The sequence below is a fragment of the Streptomyces sp. NPDC055189 genome (assembly GCF_053606765.1).
In genome coordinates this window covers 72,060-96,698 of record NZ_JBSGSG010000028.1, presented here as the reverse complement: position 1 = coordinate 96,698, position 24,639 = coordinate 72,060, and the positions used below count along the sequence as shown (strand labels likewise).

Annotated in this window: 23 protein-coding genes and 2 riboswitches; of the genes, 7 read left to right on the top strand and 16 right to left on the bottom strand. The window is 71.4% G+C overall.

Annotated elements, in window-relative coordinates:
- Positions 1-56: 56 nt before the first annotated feature.
- Both ACWFR3_RS21510 and ACWFR3_RS21505 read right to left on the bottom strand, forming a co-directional pair.
- Positions 57-284 carry a type A2 lantipeptide gene (locus ACWFR3_RS21510; protein ID WP_453736196.1) on the bottom strand — a complete coding sequence of 76 codons (228 nt, stop codon included), beginning with the start codon at positions 282-284 and terminating at the stop codon, positions 57-59.
- A 355-nt stretch (positions 285-639) separates the two neighbouring features.
- Complete coding sequence (locus ACWFR3_RS21505) at positions 640-1,647, bottom strand: TauD/TfdA dioxygenase family protein (RefSeq protein ID WP_453736195.1); 1,008 nt, start codon at positions 1,645-1,647, stop codon at positions 640-642.
- 552 nt (positions 1,648-2,199) lie between these two features.
- Between ACWFR3_RS21505 and ACWFR3_RS21500 the strand changes: the two genes are divergently transcribed.
- Complete coding sequence (locus ACWFR3_RS21500; protein ID WP_365861120.1) at positions 2,200-2,658, top strand: RrF2 family transcriptional regulator; 459 nt, start codon at positions 2,200-2,202, stop codon at positions 2,656-2,658.
- On the opposite strand, the gene ACWFR3_RS21495 is transcribed toward ACWFR3_RS21500, so the two are convergent.
- On the bottom strand, positions 2,615-3,067 hold the full coding sequence (locus ACWFR3_RS21495) for a hypothetical protein (RefSeq protein ID WP_453736194.1): 453 nt from the start codon (positions 3,065-3,067) through the stop codon (positions 2,615-2,617). The two genes, ACWFR3_RS21500 and ACWFR3_RS21495, sit on opposite strands and share 44 nt — an antisense overlap.
- A gap of 26 nt (positions 3,068-3,093) precedes the next feature.
- Positions 3,094-3,315 carry a hypothetical protein gene (locus ACWFR3_RS21490; protein ID WP_453736193.1) on the bottom strand — a complete coding sequence of 74 codons (222 nt, stop codon included), beginning with the start codon at positions 3,313-3,315 and terminating at the stop codon, positions 3,094-3,096.
- 216 nt (positions 3,316-3,531) lie between these two features.
- Here ACWFR3_RS21490 and ACWFR3_RS21485 point away from each other — a divergent pair, with 216 nt between their 5' ends.
- Together ACWFR3_RS21485 and ACWFR3_RS21480 are read left to right on the top strand one after the other, a co-directional pair.
- Positions 3,532-4,761, top strand: a complete 1,230-nt coding sequence (locus ACWFR3_RS21485) for an acyl-CoA dehydrogenase (protein ID WP_453736192.1) — start codon at positions 3,532-3,534, stop codon at positions 4,759-4,761.
- Positions 4,762-4,896: 135 nt separating this feature from the next.
- Positions 4,897-5,679 (top strand): thioesterase family protein, encoded by a 783-nt coding sequence (locus ACWFR3_RS21480; protein ID WP_453736191.1) that lies wholly within the window; start codon positions 4,897-4,899, stop codon positions 5,677-5,679.
- A 39-nt stretch (positions 5,680-5,718) separates the two neighbouring features.
- Here ACWFR3_RS21480 and ACWFR3_RS21475 read toward each other — a convergent pair whose 3' ends face one another.
- The gene (locus tag ACWFR3_RS21475; RefSeq protein WP_453736190.1) at positions 5,719-7,149 is read right to left on the bottom strand and encodes an aldehyde dehydrogenase family protein; all 1,431 of its coding nucleotides are present in this window, start codon (positions 7,147-7,149) and stop codon (positions 5,719-5,721) included.
- Between the two features lie 103 nt (positions 7,150-7,252).
- On the opposite strand from ACWFR3_RS21475, the gene ACWFR3_RS21470 reads away from it, so the two are divergent.
- Both ACWFR3_RS21470 and ACWFR3_RS21465 read left to right on the top strand, forming a co-directional pair.
- Positions 7,253-7,849 (top strand): TetR/AcrR family transcriptional regulator, encoded by a 597-nt coding sequence (locus tag ACWFR3_RS21470; RefSeq protein ID WP_453736189.1) that lies wholly within the window; start codon positions 7,253-7,255, stop codon positions 7,847-7,849.
- A gap of 184 nt (positions 7,850-8,033) precedes the next feature.
- Positions 8,034-8,855, top strand: coding sequence for an endonuclease I family protein (locus ACWFR3_RS21465; RefSeq protein ID WP_453736188.1), 822 nt, complete (start codon positions 8,034-8,036; stop codon positions 8,853-8,855).
- Positions 8,856-8,922: 67 nt separating this feature from the next.
- Here the strand turns inward: ACWFR3_RS21465 and ACWFR3_RS21460 are convergent, their stop codons facing one another.
- Complete coding sequence (locus ACWFR3_RS21460; RefSeq protein ID WP_453736187.1) at positions 8,923-9,900, bottom strand: 2-hydroxyacid dehydrogenase; 978 nt, start codon at positions 9,898-9,900, stop codon at positions 8,923-8,925.
- Positions 9,897-11,072 carry a lactate 2-monooxygenase gene (locus ACWFR3_RS21455; RefSeq protein ID WP_453736186.1) on the bottom strand — a complete coding sequence of 392 codons (1,176 nt, stop codon included), beginning with the start codon at positions 11,070-11,072 and terminating at the stop codon, positions 9,897-9,899. The genes ACWFR3_RS21460 and ACWFR3_RS21455 overlap by 4 nt, the downstream gene beginning before the upstream one ends.
- Positions 11,073-11,209: 137 nt before the next feature.
- Here ACWFR3_RS21455 and ACWFR3_RS21450 point away from each other — a divergent pair, with 137 nt between their 5' ends.
- Positions 11,210-12,442 (top strand): PucR family transcriptional regulator, encoded by a 1,233-nt coding sequence (locus tag ACWFR3_RS21450; RefSeq protein WP_453736185.1) that lies wholly within the window; start codon positions 11,210-11,212, stop codon positions 12,440-12,442.
- 29 nt (positions 12,443-12,471) lie between these two features.
- Here the strand turns inward: ACWFR3_RS21450 and ACWFR3_RS21445 are convergent, their stop codons facing one another.
- From ACWFR3_RS21445 to ACWFR3_RS21410, 8 genes are all read right to left on the bottom strand, one after another.
- A complete protein-coding gene (locus ACWFR3_RS21445; protein WP_453736184.1) occupies positions 12,472-13,269 on the bottom strand; it encodes an ABC transporter ATP-binding protein in 798 nt (265 codons plus the stop codon).
- A complete protein-coding gene (locus tag ACWFR3_RS21440) occupies positions 13,256-14,293 on the bottom strand; it encodes a taurine ABC transporter substrate-binding protein (protein ID WP_453736183.1) in 1,038 nt (345 codons plus the stop codon). Before ACWFR3_RS21440 ends, ACWFR3_RS21445 begins: the two co-directional genes overlap by 14 nt.
- 73 nt (positions 14,294-14,366) lie before the next feature.
- The gene (locus ACWFR3_RS21435; protein WP_453736206.1) at positions 14,367-15,212 is read right to left on the bottom strand and encodes an ABC transporter permease; all 846 of its coding nucleotides are present in this window, start codon (positions 15,210-15,212) and stop codon (positions 14,367-14,369) included.
- Positions 15,213-15,268: 56 nt separating this feature from the next.
- Positions 15,269-16,378: an LLM class flavin-dependent oxidoreductase gene (locus ACWFR3_RS21430; RefSeq protein ID WP_453736182.1), complete on the bottom strand. Its 1,110-nt coding sequence runs from the start codon at positions 16,376-16,378 to the stop codon at positions 15,269-15,271.
- A gap of 486 nt (positions 16,379-16,864) precedes the next feature.
- On the bottom strand, positions 16,865-17,992 hold the full coding sequence (locus tag ACWFR3_RS21425; RefSeq protein WP_453736181.1) for an LLM class flavin-dependent oxidoreductase: 1,128 nt from the start codon (positions 17,990-17,992) through the stop codon (positions 16,865-16,867).
- 14 nt (positions 17,993-18,006) lie between these two features.
- Entirely contained in the window at positions 18,007-19,428 is a 1,422-nt protein-coding gene (locus ACWFR3_RS21420) for an NtaA/DmoA family FMN-dependent monooxygenase (protein WP_453736180.1), read from the bottom strand.
- An 18-nt stretch (positions 19,429-19,446) separates the two neighbouring features.
- Positions 19,447-20,685 carry an LLM class flavin-dependent oxidoreductase gene (locus tag ACWFR3_RS21415; protein WP_453736179.1) on the bottom strand — a complete coding sequence of 413 codons (1,239 nt, stop codon included), beginning with the start codon at positions 20,683-20,685 and terminating at the stop codon, positions 19,447-19,449.
- Between the two features lie 95 nt (positions 20,686-20,780).
- Complete coding sequence (locus ACWFR3_RS21410; protein ID WP_453736205.1) at positions 20,781-20,900, bottom strand: putative leader peptide; 120 nt, start codon at positions 20,898-20,900, stop codon at positions 20,781-20,783.
- A 65-nt stretch (positions 20,901-20,965) separates the two neighbouring features.
- Positions 20,966-21,078: riboswitch (SAM riboswitch) on the bottom strand.
- Positions 21,079-21,274: 196 nt separating this feature from the next.
- A riboswitch (SAM riboswitch) is annotated at positions 21,275-21,419 on the top strand.
- Positions 21,420-21,780: 361 nt separating this feature from the next.
- On the opposite strand from ACWFR3_RS21410, the gene ACWFR3_RS21405 reads away from it, so the two are divergent.
- On the top strand, positions 21,781-22,533 hold the full coding sequence (locus ACWFR3_RS21405; RefSeq protein WP_453736178.1) for a glutathione S-transferase C-terminal domain-containing protein: 753 nt from the start codon (positions 21,781-21,783) through the stop codon (positions 22,531-22,533).
- 93 nt (positions 22,534-22,626) lie between these two features.
- On the opposite strand, the gene ACWFR3_RS21400 is transcribed toward ACWFR3_RS21405, so the two are convergent.
- Positions 22,627-24,579 carry a M13 family metallopeptidase gene (locus ACWFR3_RS21400; protein ID WP_453736177.1) on the bottom strand — a complete coding sequence of 651 codons (1,953 nt, stop codon included), beginning with the start codon at positions 24,577-24,579 and terminating at the stop codon, positions 22,627-22,629.
- Positions 24,580-24,639 lie beyond the last annotated feature (60 nt).

The following is a 24,639-nucleotide window of genomic DNA, read 5'->3' as shown; positions in this document are numbered from 1 at the left end:
CCCGGAACCAATGGTTCCGGGGCTCGCGAATCATGGCGTCTCAGTGAGCTGGATGCTCAGAGACCGGCGGTCAGGCCGCCGGCGAGGCCGGTGACGGCGCCGGTGTTGAGGCCGGTGGCACCCTCGACCGTGCCGAGGACGCCGCCGACGACGCCCGAGACCGGGGCGATGGAGTCAACGGTGTCCGTGACGTTGCCCGCGACACCGGCGACGAGGCCACCGGAGACGTTGTCGAGGTCGGCGTCGGAAATCTCGAGGGTCTCGACCTGGGGGGTGTAGTTCATGGTGTGAGCTGCCCTTCTCATGAATGTTGCAAAGGTGTTTCCAACACTGCGGAATCCGGGGTGCGAATTCCGCGGTGGCCAGGATCAAAGCACGTTCGCACGTCGCACATCCAATCGACGAGGCGACGCCCCACAGCACTTGCGACGACGAATCACCGCTGCGTGCAGGCATGTTCACCGCCCGGGAGCAGCTCCTTCACAATATTCACAGACGGAAATCCCGCGAGCGGAAGGACTCCTTCCAACAAAGCGGACACACGCGCACCAAAACGCAAGTTCTGTGGTCAATACACAAGAGCGCTATGTGCAGCGGACGCCGAATAGCGTGACTGGGCTGCGCATTCGATGTGCAGGTTTATTGAAGGCGTGCCGAATCCTGGCCGAAGGGGACACCGGACTCCCCCTCCGCGACCACGCCGTCGGCGGAGGCGCCGGAGGCGATTCCGTGCACGGGCTCCGGCACCGACTGCGGGGCGAGAAGCACCGAGCGGCGGCCGTCGACGCCGACCGGCACATCGCCGTCGATGGTGACGCGGCGCAGGGTGCGCTCGTGGTCGTCGGAGTCGTCGACTCCGTAGTGCTGCGTGGCGCGGTTGTCCCAGATGGCGACGTCACCCGCGCGCCACTGCCAGCGCACCGTGTTCTCCGGGCGCTCCACGTGCGACTGCAGTACGCCGATCAGGGCGCGGGAGTCGGCGCCCGTGAACCCGCTGAGCTTCTGCAGGAAGTTGCCCAGGATCAGGGTGCGTTCAGCGGTCTCGGGGTGGACGCGGACCACGGGGTGCTCGGTCTGGAACTTGACCGCGGTGAAGACCTTGCGGTGCTGTTCGAGCGCCGCCGAGGAGGCGCCGGGGCGGGTGGCGGCGTAGTCGTAGTCGTTGGTGTGCACGCCGCGCACGCTGTCGGCGAGGATGCGCAGCGGCTCGGGCAGGTCCTGGTACGCGGCGGCGGTGTTGGACCACAGGGTGTTGCCGCCGTACGGCGGGATGACCTCGGCGCGAAGGATGGAGAACGCCGGGTACGCGGGCACGAAGGTGACGTCCGTGTGCCACTGGTTGGCGCGGCCGCCGCGTTCGTTGTCGATGCCCAGGGCGTAACGGCCGTCCACGGAAGGCACGGTGGGGTGGGCGACGGGGGTGCCGAGCAGGCGGGCGAAGGCCTCGTGGCTCTCCGCGTCGAGGTGCTGCTGGTCGCGGAAGAAGACGACCTTGTGCTCGAGCAGCGCGGCGCGCACGGCGGCCACGGTCGCCTCGTCCAGGTCACCGCCGAGACGGACTCCGGACAGGACGGCGCCGATGCGGCCGTTCACTTTCTGGACGGTGAGGGTGGGGGTGGCCAGTGCGGGTGCGGATGCGGAGGTCATGGAGGCCCCTTCGGCGGGTTCGGTGAGGCGGACGTGAGGTGTGCTCGGAACGGAGAGGAGCGGGCGCGCCGCAGGGCAGCGCGGATGGCATCGCCGTCCGGACGGGGCCGGGCCCGTGAGGACGCGAAGAAGAGGTGGAGAGAAAGGGAAGGTCAACTACCCGCGCGGCGGCAGCGGCAGCGGCAGCGGCAGCGGCAGAAGATGAAGGCGGCGGTCAGGCCACGCGCAGACGACACGCCGCGGATGCGAGGCGGCCCAGGTCTACGTGGAGCCGCGGGACGAGGAAGGTCATCGCGGTCATGTCCAGGAGCATGGTCGCCCGCCGAAAGCGTGGCAAGCCCTTGCCCGCCCGCTTCACGACCCTGCAATGAGCCCGGCTTCGCGACCCTGCAATGAGCCCGGCGCCGGCCGGCTCCTCGATCCGGGGTGTCACGGAGCGGCTGGCTGAGATCCGCGCCGCCCGACCGGCCGCCCACGGGTCAGCTCCCGGCGACATCACCCCATGACCAGGGGCGATACGTTCCGTTCCGGGCGGTGCAGCATAATGCGGCCATGCGGATCTCAGCCAGGGCGGACTACGCGGTACGTGCCGCGCTGCAACTCGCCGCGTGCCAGGACGACGGGCCGCTGAAGGCCGAGGCCATCGCCGACGCCCAGGAGATCCCGCACAAGTTCCTCGAGGGCATCCTCAACGACATGCGGCGCGGCGGTCTCGTCCTCAGCCAGCGCGGCGGCAACGGCGGCTACCGCCTGGCCCGGCCCGCCGCGGGCATCAGCATCGCCGACGTCATCCGGGTCGTGGAGGGCCCTCTGGTGTCGGTACGCGGAGTGCGCCCTCCGGAGCTTGCCTACAGCGGGCCGGCGGAATCACTGCTCCCTTTGTGGATCGCGCTGCGGGCGAACGTGCGCCAGATCCTTGAGGGCGTATCGCTGGCCGATGTCGCGGGCGCCGAACTGCCGACCCCCGTCACGGAGCTTGCCGCGGACCCGGCGGCCTGGACGAACCCTTGACGCCTCGGAGAAGAGCGGGCCGCATGAGGTCGAGGCACAGCTCGTTCCCCCAGTCGTTGACGAAGACGGCGGACGTTCCCTCGTACCGCACGGCCCGGAACGGGTTGGAGCAGAACATGAAGGCGACCCACCGCAGGGAGCGGTCGGCGTCGAGCCGGGCGAGATAGCCGATGTTGCCCATGCCGCCGCCACCGCCGGACACCCACCCCGCTCCGTCGGGCAGCGGGCTCTCGAAGCAGGGATCCGCCTCGGTGACGCCGTACTCCTCTACAGCCTCAAGGACGTCGATCGGCTCTCCGAGACGGAAGGGGATCGGCTGCCCGGCGTCCGGGTGATAGGCCCCCGGCCCCTCCACGTGCACCGCGAGGCCGGTGTCGTCCGGCCGGTACAGGCCGTCGTGGCAGGGCATCTCCCCCACCGCCCACAACCGCGCGATCAACGCCGGTTGCGCGGGTGGTTGCGTGCGGTGCGCTCATTGCCGTGCTTGTACGCGCCCGTCCAGCGGGCCATCACCAGCTGGGCATCGCCCGACTCGACCTCGGCGAGGAACTTCTCGGCCCGCGCACCGCGCAGCGTCCCGGCCGCGCGGCCCTGGTGGGTAATGCTCACGCCGGCGTCGGAGTGCTGCTCGTAGGTGAATCCAGAAGGTCTTGGCATGGTCGGATGCTAGGCATCCGGACCGCGGTTCCGGAACCGAATTTCGGTGCGCCCCCAGGGAGATCGGCGGAGCAGACCCCCGGCCGTCCACCCTTCGGAGTCCCATACAACGAGACGCGGCCGTCCGCCCCTTGAACACCCTCTTGCCGCGTCAGGAGTTCGTGACCAATATTCCTATCAATCAGGTAGGGAAACTAGGAAACTGTGAGGCGTCCCGTGACAACGCTGTCCTCTTCCGCCTCGCCGCGCGTCGTCCGGGAGCTCGCCGACGACCTCGCGGTCGACGCGGACCTGCGCGACCGGGCGGGCAAGCCCCCGTTCGACGAGGTCTCGCGGCTGCGCGAGGCAGGACTGCCCGCGCTCCTGACCCCGTCCGCCCAGGACGGACCGAAGGGCACGGACGGCGCGGACGACCGGGGCAGCGACTGGCGCACGGCGTGTACGGCGGTCAGGGACATCGCGGCGGCGGACAGCTCCATCGCCGAACTCCTCGCACACCACCACTCCCTGTCGTGGAGCCCGCGCCTCTTCGCCGCGCCGGAGAACGCCGCCGCGCTCGAACTGCGCGCCGCGCACGAGCAGTGGCTCTGGGGCGGCGATATCGACCTGCCGGACGCGCAGACGGGCACCGACCTGGCCCTGACACCGGCCGCGGACGGCTATGTCCTGCACGGTCGGCGGCCCCTGACCGCGGGCGTCGCCGTCGCGGACCGGCTCGTCCACACGGCGCGGCGCACGGACAGCGGCGAATGGGTGGTCGTCCACGTGAACCCGGCCCACCCCGGCGTCTCCACCGAACCCGCGCACGACCTGCTGGGCCAGCGCCTCAGCGGCGCGGGCGCCGTCAGCTACGACGACGTACCGATCGCCGCTCACCAGGTGCTCGGCACGGTCCCCGTCGACGAGCACGAGATCTCGCCGTTCACCGCGCTCGCACCGCTGACCCGCCGCCTCCTGCTCGTCCAGGTCGGTCTGGGCAACGCGGAGGGCGCACTGTCCGAGGCCCGCGACATCAGCCGCGCCCTGCCACGCCCCGCCCTGGTCGGGGCTCTCGACACCGGCGCGGACTGCGGGCCGCCGCCCACGGACCCCTATCTGCTGCTCGCCTACGGGGAGTTGGCGACGGCGGCGCACACGGCCGCAGCGGTGGTCGAGCGCGCGACGGACGCGTTGGCCAGGGGCCTGGAGACGGGGGCCGCGCTCGGCGCCGGCGAACGGGCCGACATCGCGTTCCTGGTGGGCGCGGCCGAAGCGGTCACCGCCAAGGCCGCCCTGCACATCACCACCCGCGTCCTCGAACTCACCGCCGACACGCCAGCGCCCTCCCCTTCGGCCGACCCCGGCCTCGACAGGTTCTGGCGCAATGCCCGCGCCCTGACGGCCCGCAGTTCCGCCGAGCACCGCCTGCGCGACATCGGGGAGCACTACCTCAACGGGCTGAATTAGCCGTCCGCCCCGCCCTCGACAGCCATCCGCCCCGCCCTCGACTCCGGCCAGTACGATCTTCGGATACCGGACCCCGGACAGCTCAGCAGCCCGTGGCCGACCCGTTCCGCACCCGCAAGGCCGAGAGGGACCCCGTTGAACACCGGCAGCTACTTCGAGCCCATCGACGAGCGGCGCTACAAGCCCACGCCCCACGCCGGCGGTGCCTGGGACACGGACGAGATGCACTTCAGTCCGCTCGGCGGGCTCATCGTGCACGCCATCGACCGGTACCTGGCCGACCGGCCGGACAACGGTCTCGTCATGGCCCGGATCAGCTTCGACATCCTCGGGCGCCTCGCACTCGACGAGTGCGAGATCCGGGTGGAGACCGTCCGGCCCGGCCGCACCATCGAACTGATCGAGGCCGTCGTGCTCATGGCCGACCGCCCGGTGGTGCGGGCCAGGGCCTGGCTCCTCGCCTCCGGTGACACCGGTGCCGTAGCGGGCGGCGGTGCGGACAGGCTCACCCCGCCCGGGGAACTCGCTCCCTGGCACATGGCTTCCGTGTGGCCGGGCGGGTACATCGCCTCCGTGGACGTCCGCCCGGTCGCTCCCCCGCAGCCCGGCCGTACAACCGCCTGGATCTCCACCCCTCTCGATCTCGTCGCCGGGCAGACCGCGAGCCCCCTCGCGTCGTACGTCGCGCTCGTCGACACCGCCAACGGCATCGCCGTACGCCAGTCGCCCACCGAGTGGATGTTCCCCAACGTCGACCTCACCGTGCACCTGCACCGCCAGCCGGAGGGCCGCTGGACCGGGCTCGACACCACGGTGACGTTCGGCCCCACCGGCCAGGGCATCACCAGCACCGTCCTGCACGACGTCAACGGCCCGGTCGGCCACGCACAACAGATCCTCACTGTCAGGCCCATGTAGCCCGGCCCCTGCAGACCGGCCCTTGTCGACCGGCCCGGGTCACATGAAGCGGCGGATCAGTCGCTCCCCGGCCGCCGTGAAGGGCGGGTAGAGGGCCCGGACGGGGTCGGGGAACAGCGGTTTGTCGAGGACCGCCTTCGTGTGGCTGAAGGTCTCGATCGAGTACTGGCCGTGATAGCTGCCGAAGCCGCTCTCGCCCACGCCGCCGAACGGCAGGCCGGGCAGGGTCAGATGGGCGTTGGGGAGTCCGAAGCCGACCGCGCCCGACGATGTCTCCCTGAGCAGCCGTTGCCGGGTCTCCCGGTGGGGCGTGAAGGCGTAGAGGGCGAGCGGCTTGGCCCGGGCGTTGACGAAGGCGATGGCCGCGTCCAGGTCGGCCACGGAAAGGACCGGCAGTACGGGGCCGAAGATCTCCTCGGTCATCACAGGGGCGGCGGGGTCGACGTCGGCGACCACGGTGGGCGCGAGATAGCGCGAAGCGCGGTCGTGGGTGCCGCCGGTGACCAGGCGTCCGTGCCCGAGGAGGGCGGTGAGCCGGTCGAAATGGCGGTCGTTGATGATGCGGCCGTAGTCGGGGCTGCGTGCCGGGTCCGTGCCGTACATCGACGTGATCGCGTCGGCGAGGTGGTCGGCCAGCGGTCCCGCCGTGCCGCCGATGGCCAGGACGTGGTCGGGGGCGGTGCAACTCTGGCCCGCGTTGAGGAACTTGCCCCAGGCGATCCGTCGCGCGGCGGCGGCCAGGTCGGTGCCCGGCTCGACAAGGACCGGGCATTTGCCGCCCAGTTCCAGGGTGACGGGGGTGAGGTGGCGGGCGGCGGCGGCCATCACGATGCGGCCCACGGTGCCGTTGCCGGTGTAGAGGATGTGGTCGAAGCGCTGCTCCAGGAGGTGTCCGGTCTGCTCCGCGGCCCCCTCGACGACCGCGACGGCGTCCGGATCCAGGTAGCGGGGCAGGAGGCGGGCCAGCGCGGCGGAGGTCGCCGGTGCCAGTTCGCTCGGCTTGAGCACGGCGCAGTTCCCGGCGGCCAGGGCACCCACCAGCGGCGCGAGTCCCAGCATCACCGGGTAGTTCCACGGGCTGATGACCAGGACCACGCCGAGCGGTTCGCGCACCGTCCGCGCCCGGGCCGGGCGCAGCATCAGGGGGACCGGGACGCGGCGCGGGCGCAGCCAGCGTTCCAGATGGCGCAGCGTGTGGTCGATCTCGTTGACGACGAAGCCCAGCTCCGAAGTGTGCGTCTCCACCGGGCTCTTGCCGAGGTCGGCGGCGAGTGCCGTGGTGAGCGCGGGCGCCTGTTCGGTCAGCAGCGCGCGCAGGGCACGCAGTTGCCCGCGGCGCCACGCAGCCGGCCGGGTCCGGCCCGCGTCGAAGGTCGCGCGCAGCCGGGCGACCGTCCCGGCGGCATCCGGCCCTCCGGAGCCGGCCGCGCCCAACTCCCCTGCCCCGCCCGTGAGTAGTTCCTGCCGCATGATGCCCCTCCCTACAAATGCAACGGAGCGTTGCACTTCAGCGACCGTAGCTCGCCAACCGTCCGTATGCAACGCACCGTTGTGTTGCATTAGGCTCCGGGACATGACGACGAACCCCCGCCCGCAGTCCACCACCGCCCCGGGAGGCGGCCCGCGCCGCAGGCAGCAGATCTTCGACGCCACCCTGCGGGCCCTGGCGCGTGACGGCTTCGAGTCCATGACGATCGAGGGCATCGCGGAGGAGTCCGGCGTCAACAAGACGACGATCTACCGCTGGTGGCCCTCCAAGTCCGCGCTCCTCGGGGCCGCCCTGATCGACGCACCGCTCCTGGATCTGCCCGTCCCCGACACCGGGCATCTCCGCGGCGATCTGGAGCACCTCGTCGACAGTCTCGTCAGGCTGCTGACCACAGAGCCCTCGGGCGCGGCGGCCCGGGCGGTGCTGGGAGCGGCAGTCGGCGATCCGGGGCTCGCCGACTACACCCGGGGCTTCTTCGCCGACCGCCTCGCGCGCGAGCAGTCAGTGATCGACCGCGCCGTCGCGCGCGGCGAACTGCCGTCCGGCACCGACACGATGCTCCTGATGGACCTGCTCGCCGGTGCGGTCTGGCTGCGCGCGGTCTTCCGCCGCCTGCCGCTGGACGAGGACTTCGCCCGTCGTACGGTCGCCGCCGTGCTCGATGGTGTGCACCCGTCATGAGATCGACCCATTCGCCGCGCATGTCGTGTCCACGACATCGTCACAGTACCGACGCGCAACGTTCATACAGTGATGTGCCCGCCCGTGCCACTCTCCCGGTTGACCCACTTGTCAACTCGCGTAGAACGCTGGTCCTGTTGGAAGGATCCGCGCCGCGCGAGCCTCCGGGAGAGGACACCCCCACATGCCCGTCCCTCACATACGCCGCTGGAAACCGCTGGCCATGACGGCCGCCGCACTTCTCGTCGGGATCACCGTCCCGGCCGCCGCCGACGCCGCGACCACGGACCCCACTCCGTCCGCGGCAGCCGCCGGCGCCTATGACGACACGTACTACAAGGACGCGCTCGGCAAGACCGGCCCGGAGCTGAAGAGCGCCCTGCACACGATCATCAGCGACCAGACCAAGCTGTCGTACTCCCAGGTCTGGGACGCGCTCAAGGTCACCGACCAGGACCCGGACAACAGCGGCAACGTGATCCTGCTCTACACCGGCCGCTCGCAGAGCAAGGACAGCAACGGCGGCGACCCGGACCAGTGGAACCGTGAGCACGTGTGGGCCAAGTCCCACGGTGACTTCGGTACTTCGACCGGCCCCGGCACCGACATCCACCACCTGCGCCCGGAGGATGTCTCGGTCAACAGCATCCGCGGCAACAAGGACTTCGACAACGGCGGCAGCGCGGTCGGCGAGGCGCCGGGCAACAACACCGACTCGGACTCCTTCGAGCCCCGTGACGCCGTCAAGGGCGACGTGGCCCGCATGATCCTCTACATGGCCGTGCGCTACGACGGCGAGGACGGCTTCGCCGACCTCGAGCCCAACGACAAGGTCTCCAACGGCAGCGCCCCCGCCATCGGGCGCCTGTCCGTGCTCAAGCAGTGGAGCGACGAGGACCCGCCGGACGCCTTCGAGAAGAACCGCAACGACGTCATCTACGACCAGTTCCAGCACAACCGCAACCCGTTCGTCGACCACCCCGAGTGGGTCGGGGCGATCTGGTAGATCACGGCCATCGGTTGTGGCAGCGGCGGCCTGAGGCACGCTGCCACAACCGCTGGCTGATGCGGCGTCAGGAGACGACGTCGCCCAGCGGCTTGCCCTCCAGGTGGCCCACGACGTTCTGGATCGCCGCGAGACCGATGCGCACGAGCGTCTCGCGGGTGACGCCCGCGACATGCGGGGAGAGCACCACGTTCGGCGCCTTGAGCAGACGCAGGGCGGCCGTGGGCGGTTCGGGGTCGAAGACGTCGATGCCCGCCCCGGCCAGCGTGCCGGCCGTCAGCGCGTCGGCGAGGGCGTCCTGGTCGATGAGCGCGCCCCGCGAGGTGTTGACGACGAAGGCCGTCGGCTTCAGGAGAGCCAGACGCTCGGCGTCCAGGAGGTGGCGGGTGTCCTGCGTGAGCGGGGCGTGCAGGCTGACGTAGTCGGAGGTGCGCAGGAGTTCGTCGAGTTCGACGTGGCGCGCGCCGCCCAGCCGGGCCTCCGTCTCCGCTGCCGCCGGCCTCGGCCCTGCGTAGACGATGGTCATGTCGAACACGACCGCGCGGCGGGCCACTTCCTCGCCGATGTGACCGAGCCCGACGATGCCGAGCGTCTTGCCGGAGAGCTCCGTGATGGACTGCTGGAGGCGGGGCAGCGCCCAGTCGGCCTCGGTGAGGGCGGTGTGCGCCGGGATCAGCTGCTTGGCGAGGGCCAGCATGAGGGCGAAGGTCTGCTCGGCGACGTTCTGCTTCTCGGCGCCGCTGGAGCCGATCGAGCAGACGTGGATGCCGCGTGCGCGGGCCGCGTCCAGGTCCACGTAGTCGAAGCCGTGGCTCGCGCACTGGACGACTTCCAGGTCCGGGGCTGCGGCGATGTGCTCGGCGGTGACGGGCGCGAGGCCGGTGATGATGACGTTTGCCGTGCGCAGGGCCGCGGGGTCCTCGTCGGCCGACTCGACGACGGTGACGTGCGCCGATCCGGGAAGCAGCCCGGCGAGGGCGCCTCCCGCCGCGCGGCCGCCCACGTGGGGCGAGACGATGGCGAGGACGTTCTTCACGGCGGTCATGCGGTCTCCTCGATCAGGTCGTCGGGGGTGAGGGTGGCGGGTCCGGCGTGGCCGGACAGGCCCAGGGTGAGGTCGAGTTCGGCGAGCAGGCAGCGGATCACGTGGTCGACGCCCGCCTGGCCGTCGAGGCCGAGCCCGTAGGCGTACGGCCGTCCCACGAGCACGGCCTCGGCGCCGAGCGCGAGCGCCTTGAAGATGTCGTCACCGGTGCGGATGCCGCTGTCGAACAGGACGCTGAGCCGGTCGCCGACCGCCTCCACCACGCGGGGCAGCGCGTCGGCCGCCGCGACGGAGCCCGCGACCTGGCGCCCGCCGTGGTTGGAGACCACCACGCCGTCCATGCCGGCGTCGGCGGCGCGGCGCGCGTCGTCCGGGTGCAGGATGCCCTTGAGCACGATCGGGCCGTCCCAGTTCTCGCGCAGGAACGCCAGGTCCGGCCAGGTCTTCGCGGGATCGGCGAACATGCCGACGAAGTGCATCACGGCCGCGTTCGGGTCCTCGTGCACCGGCTTGGCGAGCCCGGCTTGGAACGCCGGGTCGCTGAAGTAGTTGGCGGTGCCCACGCCGTGCAGGAACGGCAGATACGCCTGGTCGAGGTCGCGCGGCCGCCAGGCGAGGAGCGGGGTGTCGAGCGTGACGACGAGCGCCGTGAAGCCCGCGGCCTTGGCCCGGTCCAAGAAACTCTTGGTGACGTCACGGTCCTTGGCCCAGTACAGCTGGAACCATCGCTGCGCGTCCCCCATCTCCTTGGCGACCTGCTCCATGGGGGTGCTGGAGGCCGAGGACAGGATGTACGGGACGCCGCGGGCCGCGGCCGCGCGGGCGGCGGCGGACTCGCCCTCCGGGTGCATGATCGACAGGACGCCGACAGGTGCGAGGGCGAGCGGCGCGGGCAGCCGGTGGCCGAGCACCTCCACGGACAGATCGCGTTCGTGTACGTCGCGCAGCATGCGCGGCACGATGCGGCGCCGCTCCAGTGCCTCGCGGTTGGCGCGGGCGGTGCTGCCGTTGCCCGCGCTCCCGGAGACATAGCCGACGGGGCCGGGACCGAGCCGCTGCTCGGTCAGCTCCTCGAGGCGGGTCAGATCGGTGGGAAGGCGGGGTACGGCGCCCGTCATACCGTTGAGATAGATCTCGTACTGGAAGTCCGCCCAGTTCGGCGTCGTCGTCATGTGGTGGTCCCGTCCGGTGGCCGTGAGACTGCGTGATGAGACTGCGTGGGACAGCACTCTCTACCCGACGATCCTTGCCACAGTGACAAGCCCCGTCCATGGTCGTACGCACCCTTTTCCGATGGGACTATCACCTTGTGACAAACAAGCGGGAACTCGTCCGGCAGGAACTCCTGGCCGACCCGCGTCTGGTCGAGGCGATCGTCGACGCGGTGCACGAACAGGTTCCGGCCTACACGGCGCTCGACGGCAGCCGGTTCCCCGAGGTGCGGGCCATCGCGGCCTGGGCGACGGACCGCCTCCTGGACCACTGGGCCACGGACGGTGCGATCGACCCCGCCGATCTGCGGCGCTTCCGCGGCATCGCGGCGGCGCGGGCGGCGGACGGCCGCCCCCTGCAGGCCGTCCTGCGCGCCTACCGGGTGGCCGCCGCCGTACTCGCGGACGAGGTCGCCGCCCGCGCGCCCCAGCTGTCCGCGCAGGACGCCTTCGCCCTCGCACAGCTCCTGCTCACCGCCATGGACACCATCTCCGAAGAGATGACGACGGCGTACGCGGCCACCAGCGAGCGCCTCTCGGGGGACCGCGACAGATCACTCCAGCTGCTGCTCGACGACCTGATCGCGGGCCGGCACGCCTCGCTGGGTGCACTCGGCGCGCGGGCCTCACGTCTGGGCGTGCAACTCCCCGAGCGCTACAGCCTCCTGGTGGCAGAACCCGCTGAACCGGCGGAGCTCGCGGAACCAGCGGAACCGGCGGATGCCACCGCCCCGGACGGCACCCCGTCCGACATCTCCCTCACCACCTCGACGGCGCTGCTCGCGTCCCTGGGCGGCGGCGGGGCGCGCGGGACGTCCCTGGCGACGACGCACGGTTCGCGGGCCGTACTGCTCGTTCCGGTTGTGTCCGCCGACGCCGTACCGGAGGTCCTGCGCCGCCACGCCTGGCGCGGCTGCGTGATCTCGGGCGAGAGCCTGGACCGCGTCGCGATCGCCCACCGGCTCGCCGCGGGCGCCCTGGACACCGCTCCCCCGCACGCCCACCGCCCCGACCGGGTCCTGACCGACGCCGACGCACACGTCCTCGCACTGCTCGCGGGCCACCCCGTGGCGAGCCCCGACCAGATCGGCCGCACCGTCCTCGGCCCCCTCGTCGACAACGCACAGCGCCACCTCCTGGAAGCCCTCACCGCGTACATCGACACCGGCTCCGCCAACGCCGCGGCCCGTGCACTGCACCTCCACCCCCAGTCCGTGCGCTACCGCCTGCGCCGCGTCCGCGACATCACGTCCCGCGATCCACGGGACCCGTGGCAGCGGCTCACCCTGGACATCGCGCGGACGATCGTGCTCGGAGGCCGGAACGGCTGAGGCCACCAGGACCGCACGGGGCGGCCCCGCTAGGCGGTCGCCGCCTCCCTCGTGGCCTCCGCCAGTTCCGCGCGCAGGGCGGCGAACCGAGGGGTGCCGCGCAGGGCGGCCACGTCGGTCGCCGCCTCGCGCGGCAGCGGGACCGCCACCTCGTCGATCACGCGCCCCGGCCCCGCCGCCATCACCAGGACCCGGGAGCCGAGTAGCACGGCCTCCTCCGCGGAGTGCGTGACGAACAGGACGGTGGTGCCCGTGACGGCGGCGAGGGTCCTGACCTCTTCCTGGAGGCGTTCGCGGGTGAGCGCGTCCAGCGCGGCGAAGGGCTCGTCCATGAGGAGGACCTGCGGTTCGGCGGCCAGGGCCCGCGCGATCGCCACGCGCTGCTGCTGTCCCCCGGAGAGCTCCCAGGTGCGCCGCCCCGCCATGCCGGGCAGCCCCACCAGGGCCAGCAACTCCGCGACGCGGGCTGCTCGTTCGGCCCGTACGACACCGTGGCGGGCCAGGGCGAAGGAGAGGTTGCCGCCGACCGTGCGCCAGGGGAACAGGCGCGGCTGCTGGAAGACGACGCCCACCTTCCTGCGCACCTCCACCGTGCCGGTGGCGGGCCTCTCGAAGCCCGCCACCAGGCGCAGCAGTGTCGTCTTGCCGCACCCGGACGGGCCGACGAGGACCACGAACTCGCCGGGCTCCACGGTCAGGGACACGTCCGACACCGCCGTCACCGCGGCCTTGGCCGGACCGAAGCGGACACTGACACCCGCCAACTCAATGTCGGATTGCGGCAGTTGGCCGCCGGGTGCCGTCTCAGCGACCTCAGCCCGCGACACGGGAGAGCTCCTTCACGGCGAGGTCCTTCTCGAAGGCCGAGCGGGCGGGAACCGCGTCGATGGCCTTCTGCGCCTTGAGGAACCCGGCCGCGTCGTGCAGGCTCCCGGCCAGCTTGCCCGGAGCGCCGGGCTTGCCGATGTACTCGGCTCCCTGCTGCTCCTTCGCGGTGAGCAGCACCAGTTGGGCGAGCTGCTTCTTGGCGTCGGCGGGGCTCAGGTTCAGTTCGGCGCCGATGGCGGTGGCCGCCTTGTCCGGGTCGCTCTTGGCGAGCTTCACGGCCTGGTCCTCCGCCTTGAGCCAGGCGTCCACGATCTTCGGGTGCTTGGCCGCGAAGTCCTCGGTCACCACGCCCAGGTCGGCGGTGGGCTTACCCTGCTCGGCGATCTCGCGGCTGGTGACCAGGACCTTCCCGTCCTTCTTCAGCTCGGTGAGCGAGGGCGTCCACACGTACGCGGCGTCGATGTCCCCACGCTGCCACGCGGAGAACGCGTCCTGCGGCTGGAGGTCGACGAGCTTCACGTCGGAGGCCTTGAGACCGGCCGACTCCAGTGCCGCAAGGAGCGAGTAGTGGGAGGTGGATCCGAAGGGCGTGGCGATCTTCTTGCCCTTGAGCGCCTTGACGGACGAGATGCCCTTCTTGGCGACGAGCGCCTCGTTCTCGCCGATCAGGTCATGGATCCACAGCACCTTGTACGGGATGTCCAGCGGCTCGGAAAGTCCCTTGGCGACGGGGCTGGAGCCGGCCAGGGCGAAGTCCACCGCCCCGGAGATGACGGCGGTGTTGACGTCGGCGCCCGAGTCGAACTTCACCCACTTCACCTCGGCGTCGGGCAGCGCCTTCTCCAGCAGCTTGTGGTTCTTCACCACGAGATCGGCGTTGGGTATCGACTGGTAGGCGATGCGCACCTGTGTCTTGCCGCCCCCGGTGGCGGCGTCGGCGCCATCGCCGCAGGCGGTCGCGGTCAGGGCCACCAGGGCGGTCGCGGCGGCGGGCAGGGCGATGCGGCGGAGATGAGAGGGCACGGCGGTTCCTTCGTACGGAGAGATGGGGAGTAGGGAGGGACGGGGGACGCGGGAGGGACGGGGAGGGCGGGTCTCAGACGCGGCCGCGCCACGGCACGGCGATCCGCTCCACCCCTTTGAACAGGGCGTCGAGGAGGATCCCGGAGATTCCGATGGCGATGATCCCGGCGATGACGACGTCGGTCTGGTTGTAGCGCTGGGCGTCGCGGATCATGCCGCCGATGCCGGGCACGCCGTTGACCGTTTCCGCCGCGACGACCGAGGTGTACGCGATACCGACCGCGATCCGCACGCCGGTGAGGATCTCCGGCAGGGCGGCGGGCAGCCGCACGGACAGGAGCAGCGCCACGGGCCCGGCGCCGAGGGCCCGCGCGGCCTCCACGAGATCGCCGGGCACCCCGCGGACGGCCGCGGCGGTCGCCGCCGCGATGGGCGGCAGCGCGGCGATGACGAGCAGCCAGATCTTGGGGGTCTCGTCGATGCCGAACCAGATGACGAGCAGGGAGAGGTACGCGAGCGGCGGCAGCGTCCTGAGGAAGGTGACCGCCGGTTCCAGGACCACGGCGAGCGGTTTGATCACCCCGATGAGCAGGCCCAGCGGGATCCCGGCGAGGGCCGCGTACGCGGTGCCGATGCCGATGCGGCGCAGGGAGACGCCCAGGTGCTCCAGGAGGAGGTGGCCGCTGTAGCCGCGCACTCCGTCGTGGACGGTCGACGCCTGGACGAACGCGTGCCACACGTCGCCCGGCGACGGGACAAGGACGCGCGGCCAGACCCCTGCCGCGACCACCGCCTGCCAGGCCGCGACGAGCACGGCGAGGGCCACCAGACGCAGCGCCGTCCAGCGCAGGGCGGCGGCGGTGACCCACGTACGCCGTGCGCGACCCGGTTCCGCCACCGGCAGGGGCGCGCCGGGTATCCCGGTGCTCTTCGTTGTCCCGGTGTTCTTCGAAGTCCCGGTGTTCTTCAGCAGAGTCACGCCGCCGCCTCCGCGAGTGCCTTCAGCCGGGGGGCGACTTCTTCGCCGACCCGGTAGGCCTCTTCCAGGTGCGGATAGCCGGACAACACGAACTCGTCGATGCCCAGGCCCCGGTATTCGTTCAGCCGCCGGGCGACCTCGTCGTGCGAGCCGACCAGGGCGGTGCCCGCGCCTTCGCGTACGAGGCCGATGCCTGCCCACAGATTGGGGGCGACGGTCAGGTTCTCCGCCGAGCCGCCGTGCAGGGCGGTCATCCGGGCCTGGCCGGTGGAGTCCATGCGGGCGAAGCGCTCCTGCGATGCGCGGACCGCCTCGGGGTCGAGCCCGGCGAGGATGCGGTCGGCTTCCGCCCATGCCTCGGCGGCGGTGTCGCGGGTGATGACGTGCAACCGCAGACCGAAGCGCGGGGTGCGGCCGAGCCGTGCGGCCTTCTCCCGCACCCTGATGATGCGCTCGGCGAGCGCGGCCGGGGGCTCGCCCCACAGGAGCTGCACCTCGGCGTGGCGTGCCGCGACGTCCTCGGCCTCCGGTGACGCGCCGCCGAAGTAGAGGGGGACGGGCGAATCCGTGGCGGGCGTGTCGAGGCGGGCGCCCTCCACCCGCACGTGCCGGCCGTCCAGGTCAACGGGCTTGCCGTCTAGCAACTCCCTTACGACCTGCATGAGTTCAGCGGTTCTGACGTAGCGCTCGTTCTTGGGCAGATGGTCGCCGTACGCCCGCTGCTCGGCCGGGTCTCCGCCGGTGACCACGTTCAGGGCGATGCGGTCGCCGAACAGGCGGCGGAAGGTGTCGGCCTGCTGGGCGATGAGCGTGGGCCGGGCCAGGCCCGCGCGGAAGGCCACGAGGAACCCGATCCGCTCGGTGACCGCGGCGAGCGCCGGGGTCAGCACCCAGGGATCCACGCAGCCGAGCCCCACGGGGGTCAGCAGCTTGGCGAATCCCGACTGCTCGGCGGCGCGGGCGACTTGGGCGAGATAGCCGAGGTCGGCGTCGCGTCGGGTGGCGGTGGCGGTACGGCCCTGGACGGCGGTGACTCCGCCGGGGTCGCGGCCGTCGCCGCCGGTGGGCAGGAACCAGTGCAGCACGGGGGCGGCAGGGGAGGACATGCTGGGGCACCTCGGAGGGGAGCGGACACGGGCGGCCCCGCCCCTCGCGCCGGGCGCGGGGGTGTGGCCGGCTGCCCTGGAGGCCAGGGATGTGTCCGGGAGGGAGAATTCAGGAGCGGCGACGGCCGCCGGTCGCCGCGAGGGCGCCGTCAGCGGCGTGTGATGTCGTCAGCGGCGTAGCGTTGCCGTCAGCGGGGCGAAGGGGTGCTCAGGCTCGGTGGAGCGCTCAGCAACAGGCCGCGCGACAACAGGAGGTGACCCGACACAGCATCCCCGAGACACGCAGAAGGTCCACGTGGCGGCGGGATACGAGGGCGGGGTTCATGCGTGCATCCTGACCGGGGCGCCGTGTCACCGACAAGCGGGTTCCGCCATGTGGACAGCATCGTCTCGTATCCCGGCAGTCGTCTCCCGTGCGACTCCCGTGTGACTCCCGCGTGACGCCTGGTGTCCGCCGGGCGTGGGGGCGCCCGGCGGACGGTCCTGTCACCTGCGCCGCCACTCCTCGGCCAGCAGCTCGTAGGAGCGCACCCGGTCGGCGTGGCCGTGGGTGATGGTGGTGATGAGCAACTCGTCGGCGCCGGTGGCTTCCTGGAGCTGTTCCAGGAGGTCCGCGACGCGCCCCGGGGAGCCGGTGAACTGGGTCTCGGTGCGGTCTTGGACCAGGGCGCGGTCCGCGTCGGTCCAGTGGTGCGCGCGTGCCTCTTCCGGCGTGGGGAACTGGATGGCGCCCTCGGCCGTGCGGATGCTGCGGACCCAGGGGCCGTAGCCCGCGGCGAGTTCGCGGGCGGTCTCGTCGTCCTCGGCGACGACGACGTCCGCCGAGACACTGACGTAGGGCTTGTCGAGTACGTCGGAGGGCTTGAACGCGGCGCGGTACCCCTCCGCGGCTTCGAGCACCGTGCCCGGACTGACGTGGTAATTCGCGGCGAAGGGCAGGCCGTTGCGCCCCGCCACGTCCGCGCTCTGCCCGCCGCTGCTGCCCAGGATCCACACCTGGATGTCGGCGCCCTCACCGGGGACGACATGCGCTTCGATGCCGTCCTCGGACCGGTAGGTACCCGCGAGGAGCGCCAGGATGTCGTCGATCTGCTCCCCGTAGTCCTGGGATGTGGCATTGGGCTGCTGGAGCAGTTTGCGCTGGAGGGCGACGCGGGGTGAGCCGAGCAGGTGCTCGTAGGAGAACCGGGGCGGGATCCGCAGCCCGTTGGGGGCGCGGCCGTCGACGACCGGCGTCGCGGAGGGCGGCGCGGCGGCCGGCGCGGCGGGCGGCTTGCCGCCGGAGCGGCCGAGCCCCAGGTCCAGGCGTCCGGGATGCAGCGCGTCGATCAGGCCGAACTCCTCGACCGTGGCGAGGGCGGTGCGGTGACCGAGCTGTACGGCACCTGCGCCGAGCCGGATCGTCGAGGTGGCGGCGGCGGTCAGGGCGAGGACGACAGCGGGCGAGGTGCCGGCCACGCCCGGATTGAGATGGTGCTCGGCGAACCAATAGCGGGAGTAACCGAATTGCTCGGTCCGCCGGGCCAGGTCGATGGAGTTGTGCAGCGCCGCACTCGCGGTGGAGCCGGAAGAGACCGGAACCAGATCGAGGACGCCGAGAGGGATGGCAGGCATGTGGGTGGTCCTCCTCAGTGGTCGGCCGACGCGGGCACGGGCGTGGGTACGAACGCGGGCTCGGGGTCACTCGCCCCGGCGTCAGGGTGAGCGAGCCCGAGGTGGTCGCGCAGGGTGGTGCCCTCGTACTCGGTGCGGAACACGCCGCGCTCCTGGAGCAGCGGGACCACGGTGTCGGCGAAGGCGTCGAGGCCGCCCGGGGTGATGTGCGGGACGAGGATGAAGCCGTCGGACGCGTCGGCCTGGACGAAGGAGTTGATCGTCTCGGCGACGGTGGCCGGGGAGCCGACGAAGGACTGGCGGTTGCCGGTCTCGATGACGAGGTCGCGGATGGACCACTTGTTCGCGGCGGCGAGCTCACGCCACTCGCGCGCGGTGGCCAGCGGGTCGCGGTACATCCGCACCTGGGCGCGCCCGCGGGCGATGGTGTGCTCGCCGACGTCCGGATCGATGTCGGGCAGCGGGCCGTCCGGGTCGTACGCGGAGAGGTCGCGGTTCCAGACGAACTCCAGGTGCTTGATCGCGGTTGCGCCGCTGACCTGCTTGCGCCGCACCTCCCGGGAGAGTTCCTCCGCCTCGGCGTCGGTGTCCCCGAGGACGAACGTCGCCGCGGGCAGGATGAGCAGCTGGTCGTGCGTGCGCCCGTGGCGGGCGAGGCGCCCCTTGACGTCCGTGTAGAACGCCTGGCCTTCCTTGAGCGTGCTGTACCTGCTGAAGATCGCGTCCGCGCCTTCGGCGGCGAACTCGCGCCCCTCCTCGGAGTCGCCGGCCTGGAAGATCACCGGTCGCCCCTGGGGGCTGCGCGGGACGTTGAACTGCCCCTGGATGTCGAAGTGCTGCCCCTGGTGGACGAAGGCTCCCGCCTTGGCGTCGTGCAGGAAGGTGCCGCTCTCCCGGTCGGCGGCGATCTCGTCGCCGCGCCAGGAGTCGAAGAGTTCGCCCGCCGTGCTGAGGAATTCCTTCGCCCTGGAGTACCGCTCCTCCTGCGGGAGGAATCCGCCGCGGCGGAAGTTCTCGCCGGTGAAGGCGTCCCAGGAGGTCACTACGTTCCAGGCGGCGCGCCCGCCGGAGAGGTGGTCGAGGCTGGCGAACTGGCGGGCCACTTCATAGGGCTCGTTGAAGGTGGAGTTGATGGTGCCCGTCAGGCCGAGGCGCTCGGTGACGGCGGCGAGCGCAGTGAGTACGGCGAAGGTGTCGGGCCGGCCGACGACGTCCAAGTCGTAGATCTGTCCGCCCTGTTCGCGCAGCCGCAGGCCCTCGGCGAGGAACAGGAAGTCGAATTTGGCGCGCTCGGCGGTGCGTGCGAAGTGCGCGAAGGAGCTGAACTCGATGTGGCTTCCGGCTTCGGGGTCGCTCCATACGGTGGTGTTGTTGACGCCGGGGAAGTGCGCCGCGAGGTGGATCTGCTTGAGCGGCTTGTCCGGTGACTTGCTCATGTCGGGATTCCTTCCGGCTCAGGCGGTGGCGGCGTAGCGGTTCGCGGGGCGAGCGAGGCCGAGGAGGCCGCGCAGGGTGTCGGCCTCGTACGCGTGCCGGAAGGCGCCGCGGCGCTGGAGTTCGGGCACCAGACCCCGGGTGATCGCCGGGAGGTCGTGCCCGACGACGGCGGGGCGCAGCCGGAATCCGGTGAGCCCCGACTCGCCCAACTCCTGCAACAGATCTGCCAGTTGCACGGGCGTGCCGGTGAAGACGCGCGCGTCGCTGGTGTACGGGTGACCGGCGAGGGCGTCCAGCCGCTCCCGGCGTGCCGCGGCGGCGGCCGGGTCGTCGTCGAGGAACACCACCAGGTCGCCGAAGAGGTGCAGGCGCTCGCCGGTGCGCCCGGCCGCGTCCTGCTCGGCGCGGACCGCGGCAACGATGGCGCGGGCGTGCCCGGCGTCGCGCGGGGTGACGTATCCGATGTCGGCGGAGCGGCCCAGGAGCCGGAACGGGGCCTCGGTCGGGGTCTCGTGGGCGAGCGCGCTGACCACGGGCAGCCCCTGCGGTGGCCGGGGCGTGATCGAGGGGCCCTTGACGCTGAAGTGCTTGGACTCGAAGTCGATGTAGTGCAGCTTGTCGCGGTCGATGAAGCGGCCGGTGGCGACGTCCCGGATCTCCGCGTCGTCCTCCCAGCTGTCCCAGAGCCGGCGCACGGCTTCCACGTAGTCGGCCGCCTCGTCGAAGAGGTCGAGGGTCAACTCCCGTACGTCCGGCCTGCCGAGGTCCTCGACGGCGTCGAGGGCGGGAAGCGTGCGGCGTCCGAAGTGCGCGGCCTCGTTGCGGCGCGCGGACACCTGGACCCGTACACCCGCGCGGCCCGTGCTCACGTAGTCCAGCGTGGCGATCGCCTTGGATATGTGGAAGGGCTCCGTGTGGGTGGTCACCACGGTCGGCACGAGGCCGATGTGGCGGGTCAGGGGGGCGACACGGGCGGCGATGAGGACGGCGTCGAGCCGTCCGCGCACCTGGTCGGTGCGTCCGTCGGGTTCGGTGAAGTGCGAGGACTGGAGCCCGAGCCCGTCCTCGATCGTCACGAAGTCAAGCAGTCCGTGTTCGGCCTCGGTGACCAGGTCGGTCCAGTATCCGGCGGTCAGCAACTCCGCGGGCCGGGCCACCGGTTCACGCCAGGCGGCCGGGTGCCAGCCCGCGCCGTCCAGCGCGACGGCGAGGTGGAGCGGGGCAGAGGGAGTAGACGAAGGTGACGAATGGGGCAAAGAAGGTGATGACGACACGAAAGGTGTGCCTTCCTGATCGACCGTACGAGATCACCGGCCCCTCGGCTCCGAGGGTGCGGCGGCGGGGTGACGGGTCAGGAACAACAGAGCGCGCCGGCGACGCGCTGCAGATCGATGTGCGGCCGGGAGTACAGATGCACCCGCGGGCTCGGCGCGATCACCTTGACACGGGGTGCGGACGACGCGGACAACATGGGCGGTGCCACTGGCACGTCCCCCACCTCCGCCCTTCCGGCCCGGCGGGCCGGGGGCCTCGCCGGTCTCGCGCTTGCGGAGCCCTGATCGGGCCCGCCTGGTCCTCACCTGGAGCACCCCGCCGCGTGGGAGGGTTGCCGGTCAGCAAGCCAGGGCTTGACGCTGACACTCGTAACCTGCTCGGGACGTTACGTGAGGCCGGAGCGGTGCGCAACGCCCGTGGATCATGGGCGTGCTCACATCTCCGTACGTGCCTCGCCGTCCGTCTCTCCCAGGCACAACCGCCGGGCCCCGCCTTCTGTTCCGCTTCCCGGCCACGAGTTCTCCCGCCTTCTTGACGGCGCCGGGCACCCGGACCCAGACTTCCCGAGACGGTCACGATTGTCAGCGCCCGCCCGGCAGGGTTCCTGCCCGAGCAGGTCATCGGCCCCGGCCCGCTGGCAGGCAACCCTTCCTCCGCGACGGGGTGCCCCGGGTGACGACCGGGTCCCGCCGCGGCGGCGGGGCAAGCGCGGCCCCGGATGCAACGGGCCTCGACGGCAGGGCTGGTGGACATGTCCAGGGCGGTCGGTGAGAGGAACAGCAGTCGGCGCCCTCTCCTGTCCACGCCCCGGCCCCGGCCCCGCGTCCTGACCAGACGTCTGCACATCGACCTGCTGCGCGTGTGCAGCGCATCGGTTCCAGCCGTCTGACGTCCACGCGGAAGACCTGACGTCCGCGTGGACGGGACGTACCACGAGACGCACACGGAGACGAAGCGTCATCGCTGCTGCCCTCTGAGGGCCTCCGAGGCCCTCTGAGGGCACGAAACACCCTCTCCCCCGCTGTGCCACCGTCGCCGAGCGCGCGGTCGGCGCCCCTTCACCTGTCTGGAGAGCCATGCCCGAGATCACGTCGCACCGTTCCCGCCGCCCGGTCCTGGAGGCTTCGCGCTCCCCGCACGGCACGTGCCCCGCCCCGATCCGCAGCCGTATCGGCGCCGACCTCGCCGGCGGCTTCTATCCGGCACCCCACCGCTATCACCTGTATCTCTCGGCCGGATGTCCCCGCTCCCTGTGCGTCTCGATCACCCTCGACCTGCTAGGACTCAGGGACTCGCTCACCACGACGCTCCTGGCACCGGACACCACGGACACCACCGCCGCGCTCGACTCCCTGCGCCGCTTCTACGAGGCCACCGAGTACCACTTCGACGGCCCGCTGACCGTTCCCGCCCTGTGCGACCGGTGGAGCGGGCACGTCGTCAGCAACCACACGCCCGACATTTTGCGCGACCTCGCCTGCCGCCTCGCCGCGCACGGCAACGGCCCGCGCCGCCTCCTGCGCCCGCCGGCCCTCGCGGCACAGATCGACACCTGGCACGATCTCGTCGCCGGCTCCCTGACCCCCGCGGCACTGGACCACCTCAACCGCCGGCTGGCCTTTGGCTCCTGCCTCGTCGGCGATGAACTCACCGCGGCGGACGTCGACTTGTGGGCGAGGCTCGTCCACCTCGCCCCCGACGAAGCCGGGGCCGTGCACGCCTACCCCCACATCCGCGCCTACGTCCGCCGCCTGCACGACCACCCGGCCTTCTACGCCAACCACCCGCGTACCGTCGATCCGGACCGGCGGTCGGACACCCCCGCCTGAAACCGCTCTCCGCGCGCAGCCGGTCTGCGGTGACCCGGGCAGGAGGGGACGGGGCACGGCCGCGGCACGAGTACCGCGGCCGTGCCCGGCGTTTCACCAGATCCGGACGCGCTCCGCACGGTCCAGCCAGAGCCCGTCGCCCTCCGCCGTCTCGAACGCCTCGTGGAACTCGTCGAGGTTGCGCACGATGTTCGCCCGGAACTCGGGCGGCGAGTGCGGGTCGATGGTGAGGTACTGCTGCTCCTGCTCCTTGCGGCGCTTGGTGCGCCAGCAGTAGGCCCAGTTCATGAACAGCCGCTGGGAGCCGGTCAGGCCGTCGCTCGTCGGCATCGGGGCGCCGTCGAGCGCGATGCGGTAGGCCGTGTGCCCGATGGTCAGACCGCCCAGGTCGCCGATGTTCTCGCCCACCGTCAGCGAGCCGTTGACGAACTCGTCGGGGAGGTTGCGCGGCGAGAAGGCGTCGTACTGCTTGACCAGCGCCTTCGACTTGGCCTCGAACGCGGTCTTGTCGTCCGCGGTCCACCAGTCGTTGAGGTTGCCCGCGCCGTCGTACTGCGCGCCCTGGTCGTCGAAGCCGTGGCCGATCTCGTGGCCGATGACCGAGCCGATGCCGCCGTAGTTCTCGGCCGGGTCGGCGTCGGGCGAGAAGAACGGCTTCTGCAGGATGCCGGCGGGGAAGCAGATCTCGTTCGTGCCCGGGTTGTAGTACGCGTTGACCGTCTGCGGCAGCATGAACCACTCGTCGCGGTCGACCGGCGCGCCGATCTTGGCCAGTTGCCGGTCGGACTCGAAGGCGTCCGCCGCGTGCGCGTTGCCGAGCAGGTCGTCGCCGGAGACCTCCAGGGCCGAGTAGTCGCGGAAGGTGTCCGGGTAGCCGATCTTGGGACGGAAGGTGGCGAGCTTCTCGTACGCGCGCTCCTTCGTCTCGTCCGTCATCCAGTCCAGACGGGCGATCGACTGGCGGTAGGCCTCCAGGAGGTTGGCGACGAGGTCGTCCATCATCGCCTTGGAGCTCGGCGGGAAGTGCCGCGCCACGTACTCCTTGCCAACGGCCTCGCCGATGGAGCCCTCGACGAACGCGACCGCCCGCTTCCACCGGGCGCGCAGCTCCGGAGTGCCGTTGAGGGTGCGGCCGTAGAACTCGAAGTTGTTCTGCACGAACGCGTCCGTGAGGTAGGGCGCGCACGAGCGGAGCACCCTGACCAGCGCCCAGTCCTTCCACTGCTCGATCGGCACCTCGTCAAGGACCGCGGACAGGTGACGGAAGTAGGACGGCTGGCGGACGCACGTCTCGGCGATGGTGGCTTCCGAGCCGCCGAGCCCCTCGGCATAGCCGCGCCAGTCGAAGTGCGGGGCCAGGGTGGCCAGTTCGTGCAGCGTGAGGAGGTTGTAGGTCTTCTGCACGTCACGCGTCTCGGCCCGCTCCCAGTGACCGGCGGCAAGCCGTGTCTCCAGGGCGAGCACCGTCTGCGCGGCCTCGGCGGGCGAGGCATGCTTCCCGAGCGTGAGCAGCTCGGTGAGGTAGGCGAGGTACTTCTCGCGGATGTCGGCGAACTTCTCTTCGCGGTAGTACGACTCGTCGGGCAGGCCGAGCCCGCCCTGCAGGACGTTGAAGAGGTAGCGGTCGGAGTCGCGGTCGTCCGAGTCGATGTAGGAGCCGAACAGACCGGAGCCGCCGGTCCGCTCGAAGCGGCCGAGGAACGCCGCGAGCTCCCTGGTGTCCCGCAGCCCCGCGACGGCGTCGATCAGGGGCTGCGCGGGGGCGAGCCCGCGGGCGGCGATCGCCTCCTCGTCCATGAAGGAGGCGTACAGCGTGGCGATCTTGCGCGCGTCATCCGAGCCGGCGCCGTCCGACGCCAGCTCCTGGATGATCACCTTCACTTGTTCCTCGGCCGTGTCGACCAACTGCACGAAGGGGCCCCAGCTGGAGCGATCCTCGGGGATCGCCTCGGTCTGGAGCCAGTGACCGTTGACGTGGCCGAACAGGTCGTCCTGGGGTCGGATCTCGGGGTTCATGCCCGCGCGGGCGTCATCCAGCATGCTCATTCACGCACCCTACGCGGACACCGTGCCCGAGCACGATCGGCTTACGACCCCGGCCCGACC

Excerpts from the sequence above, each read along its gene's own strand:
- ACWFR3_RS21495 (WP_453736194.1), bottom strand. The coding sequence starts at position 3,067 with ATGCCCTGCCACGACGGCCTGTACCGGCCGGACGACACCGGCCTCGCG.
- ACWFR3_RS21465 (WP_453736188.1), top strand. The coding sequence starts at position 8,034 with ATGCCCGTCCCTCACATACGCCGCTGGAAACCGCTGGCCATGACGGCC.
- ACWFR3_RS21410 (WP_453736205.1), bottom strand. The coding sequence starts at position 20,900 with ATGTTGTCCGCGTCGTCCGCACCCCGTGTCAAGGTGATCGCGCCGAGC.
- ACWFR3_RS21430 (WP_453736182.1), bottom strand. The coding sequence starts at position 16,378 with ATGTCCTCCCCTGCCGCCCCCGTGCTGCACTGGTTCCTGCCCACCGGC.
- ACWFR3_RS21475 (WP_453736190.1), bottom strand. The coding sequence starts at position 7,149 with ATGCGGCAGGAACTACTCACGGGCGGGGCAGGGGAGTTGGGCGCGGCC.
- ACWFR3_RS21405 (WP_453736178.1), top strand. The coding sequence starts at position 21,781 with ATGCCCGAGATCACGTCGCACCGTTCCCGCCGCCCGGTCCTGGAGGCT.
- ACWFR3_RS21425 (WP_453736181.1), bottom strand. The coding sequence starts at position 17,992 with ATGCCTGCCATCCCTCTCGGCGTCCTCGATCTGGTTCCGGTCTCTTCC.
- ACWFR3_RS21400 (WP_453736177.1), bottom strand. The coding sequence starts at position 24,579 with ATGAGCATGCTGGATGACGCCCGCGCGGGCATGAACCCCGAGATCCGA.
- ACWFR3_RS21490 (WP_453736193.1), bottom strand. The coding sequence starts at position 3,315 with ATGCCAAGACCTTCTGGATTCACCTACGAGCAGCACTCCGACGCCGGC.
- ACWFR3_RS21510 (WP_453736196.1), bottom strand. The coding sequence starts at position 284 with ATGAACTACACCCCCCAGGTCGAGACCCTCGAGATTTCCGACGCCGAC.
- ACWFR3_RS21420 (WP_453736180.1), bottom strand. The coding sequence starts at position 19,428 with ATGAGCAAGTCACCGGACAAGCCGCTCAAGCAGATCCACCTCGCGGCG.
- ACWFR3_RS21500 (WP_365861120.1), top strand. The coding sequence starts at position 2,200 with ATGCGGATCTCAGCCAGGGCGGACTACGCGGTACGTGCCGCGCTGCAA.
- ACWFR3_RS21505 (WP_453736195.1), bottom strand. The coding sequence starts at position 1,647 with ATGACCTCCGCATCCGCACCCGCACTGGCCACCCCCACCCTCACCGTC.
- ACWFR3_RS21455 (WP_453736186.1), bottom strand. The coding sequence starts at position 11,072 with ATGACGACGACGCCGAACTGGGCGGACTTCCAGTACGAGATCTATCTC.
- ACWFR3_RS21460 (WP_453736187.1), bottom strand. The coding sequence starts at position 9,900 with ATGACCGCCGTGAAGAACGTCCTCGCCATCGTCTCGCCCCACGTGGGC.
- ACWFR3_RS21470 (WP_453736189.1), top strand. The coding sequence starts at position 7,253 with ATGACGACGAACCCCCGCCCGCAGTCCACCACCGCCCCGGGAGGCGGC.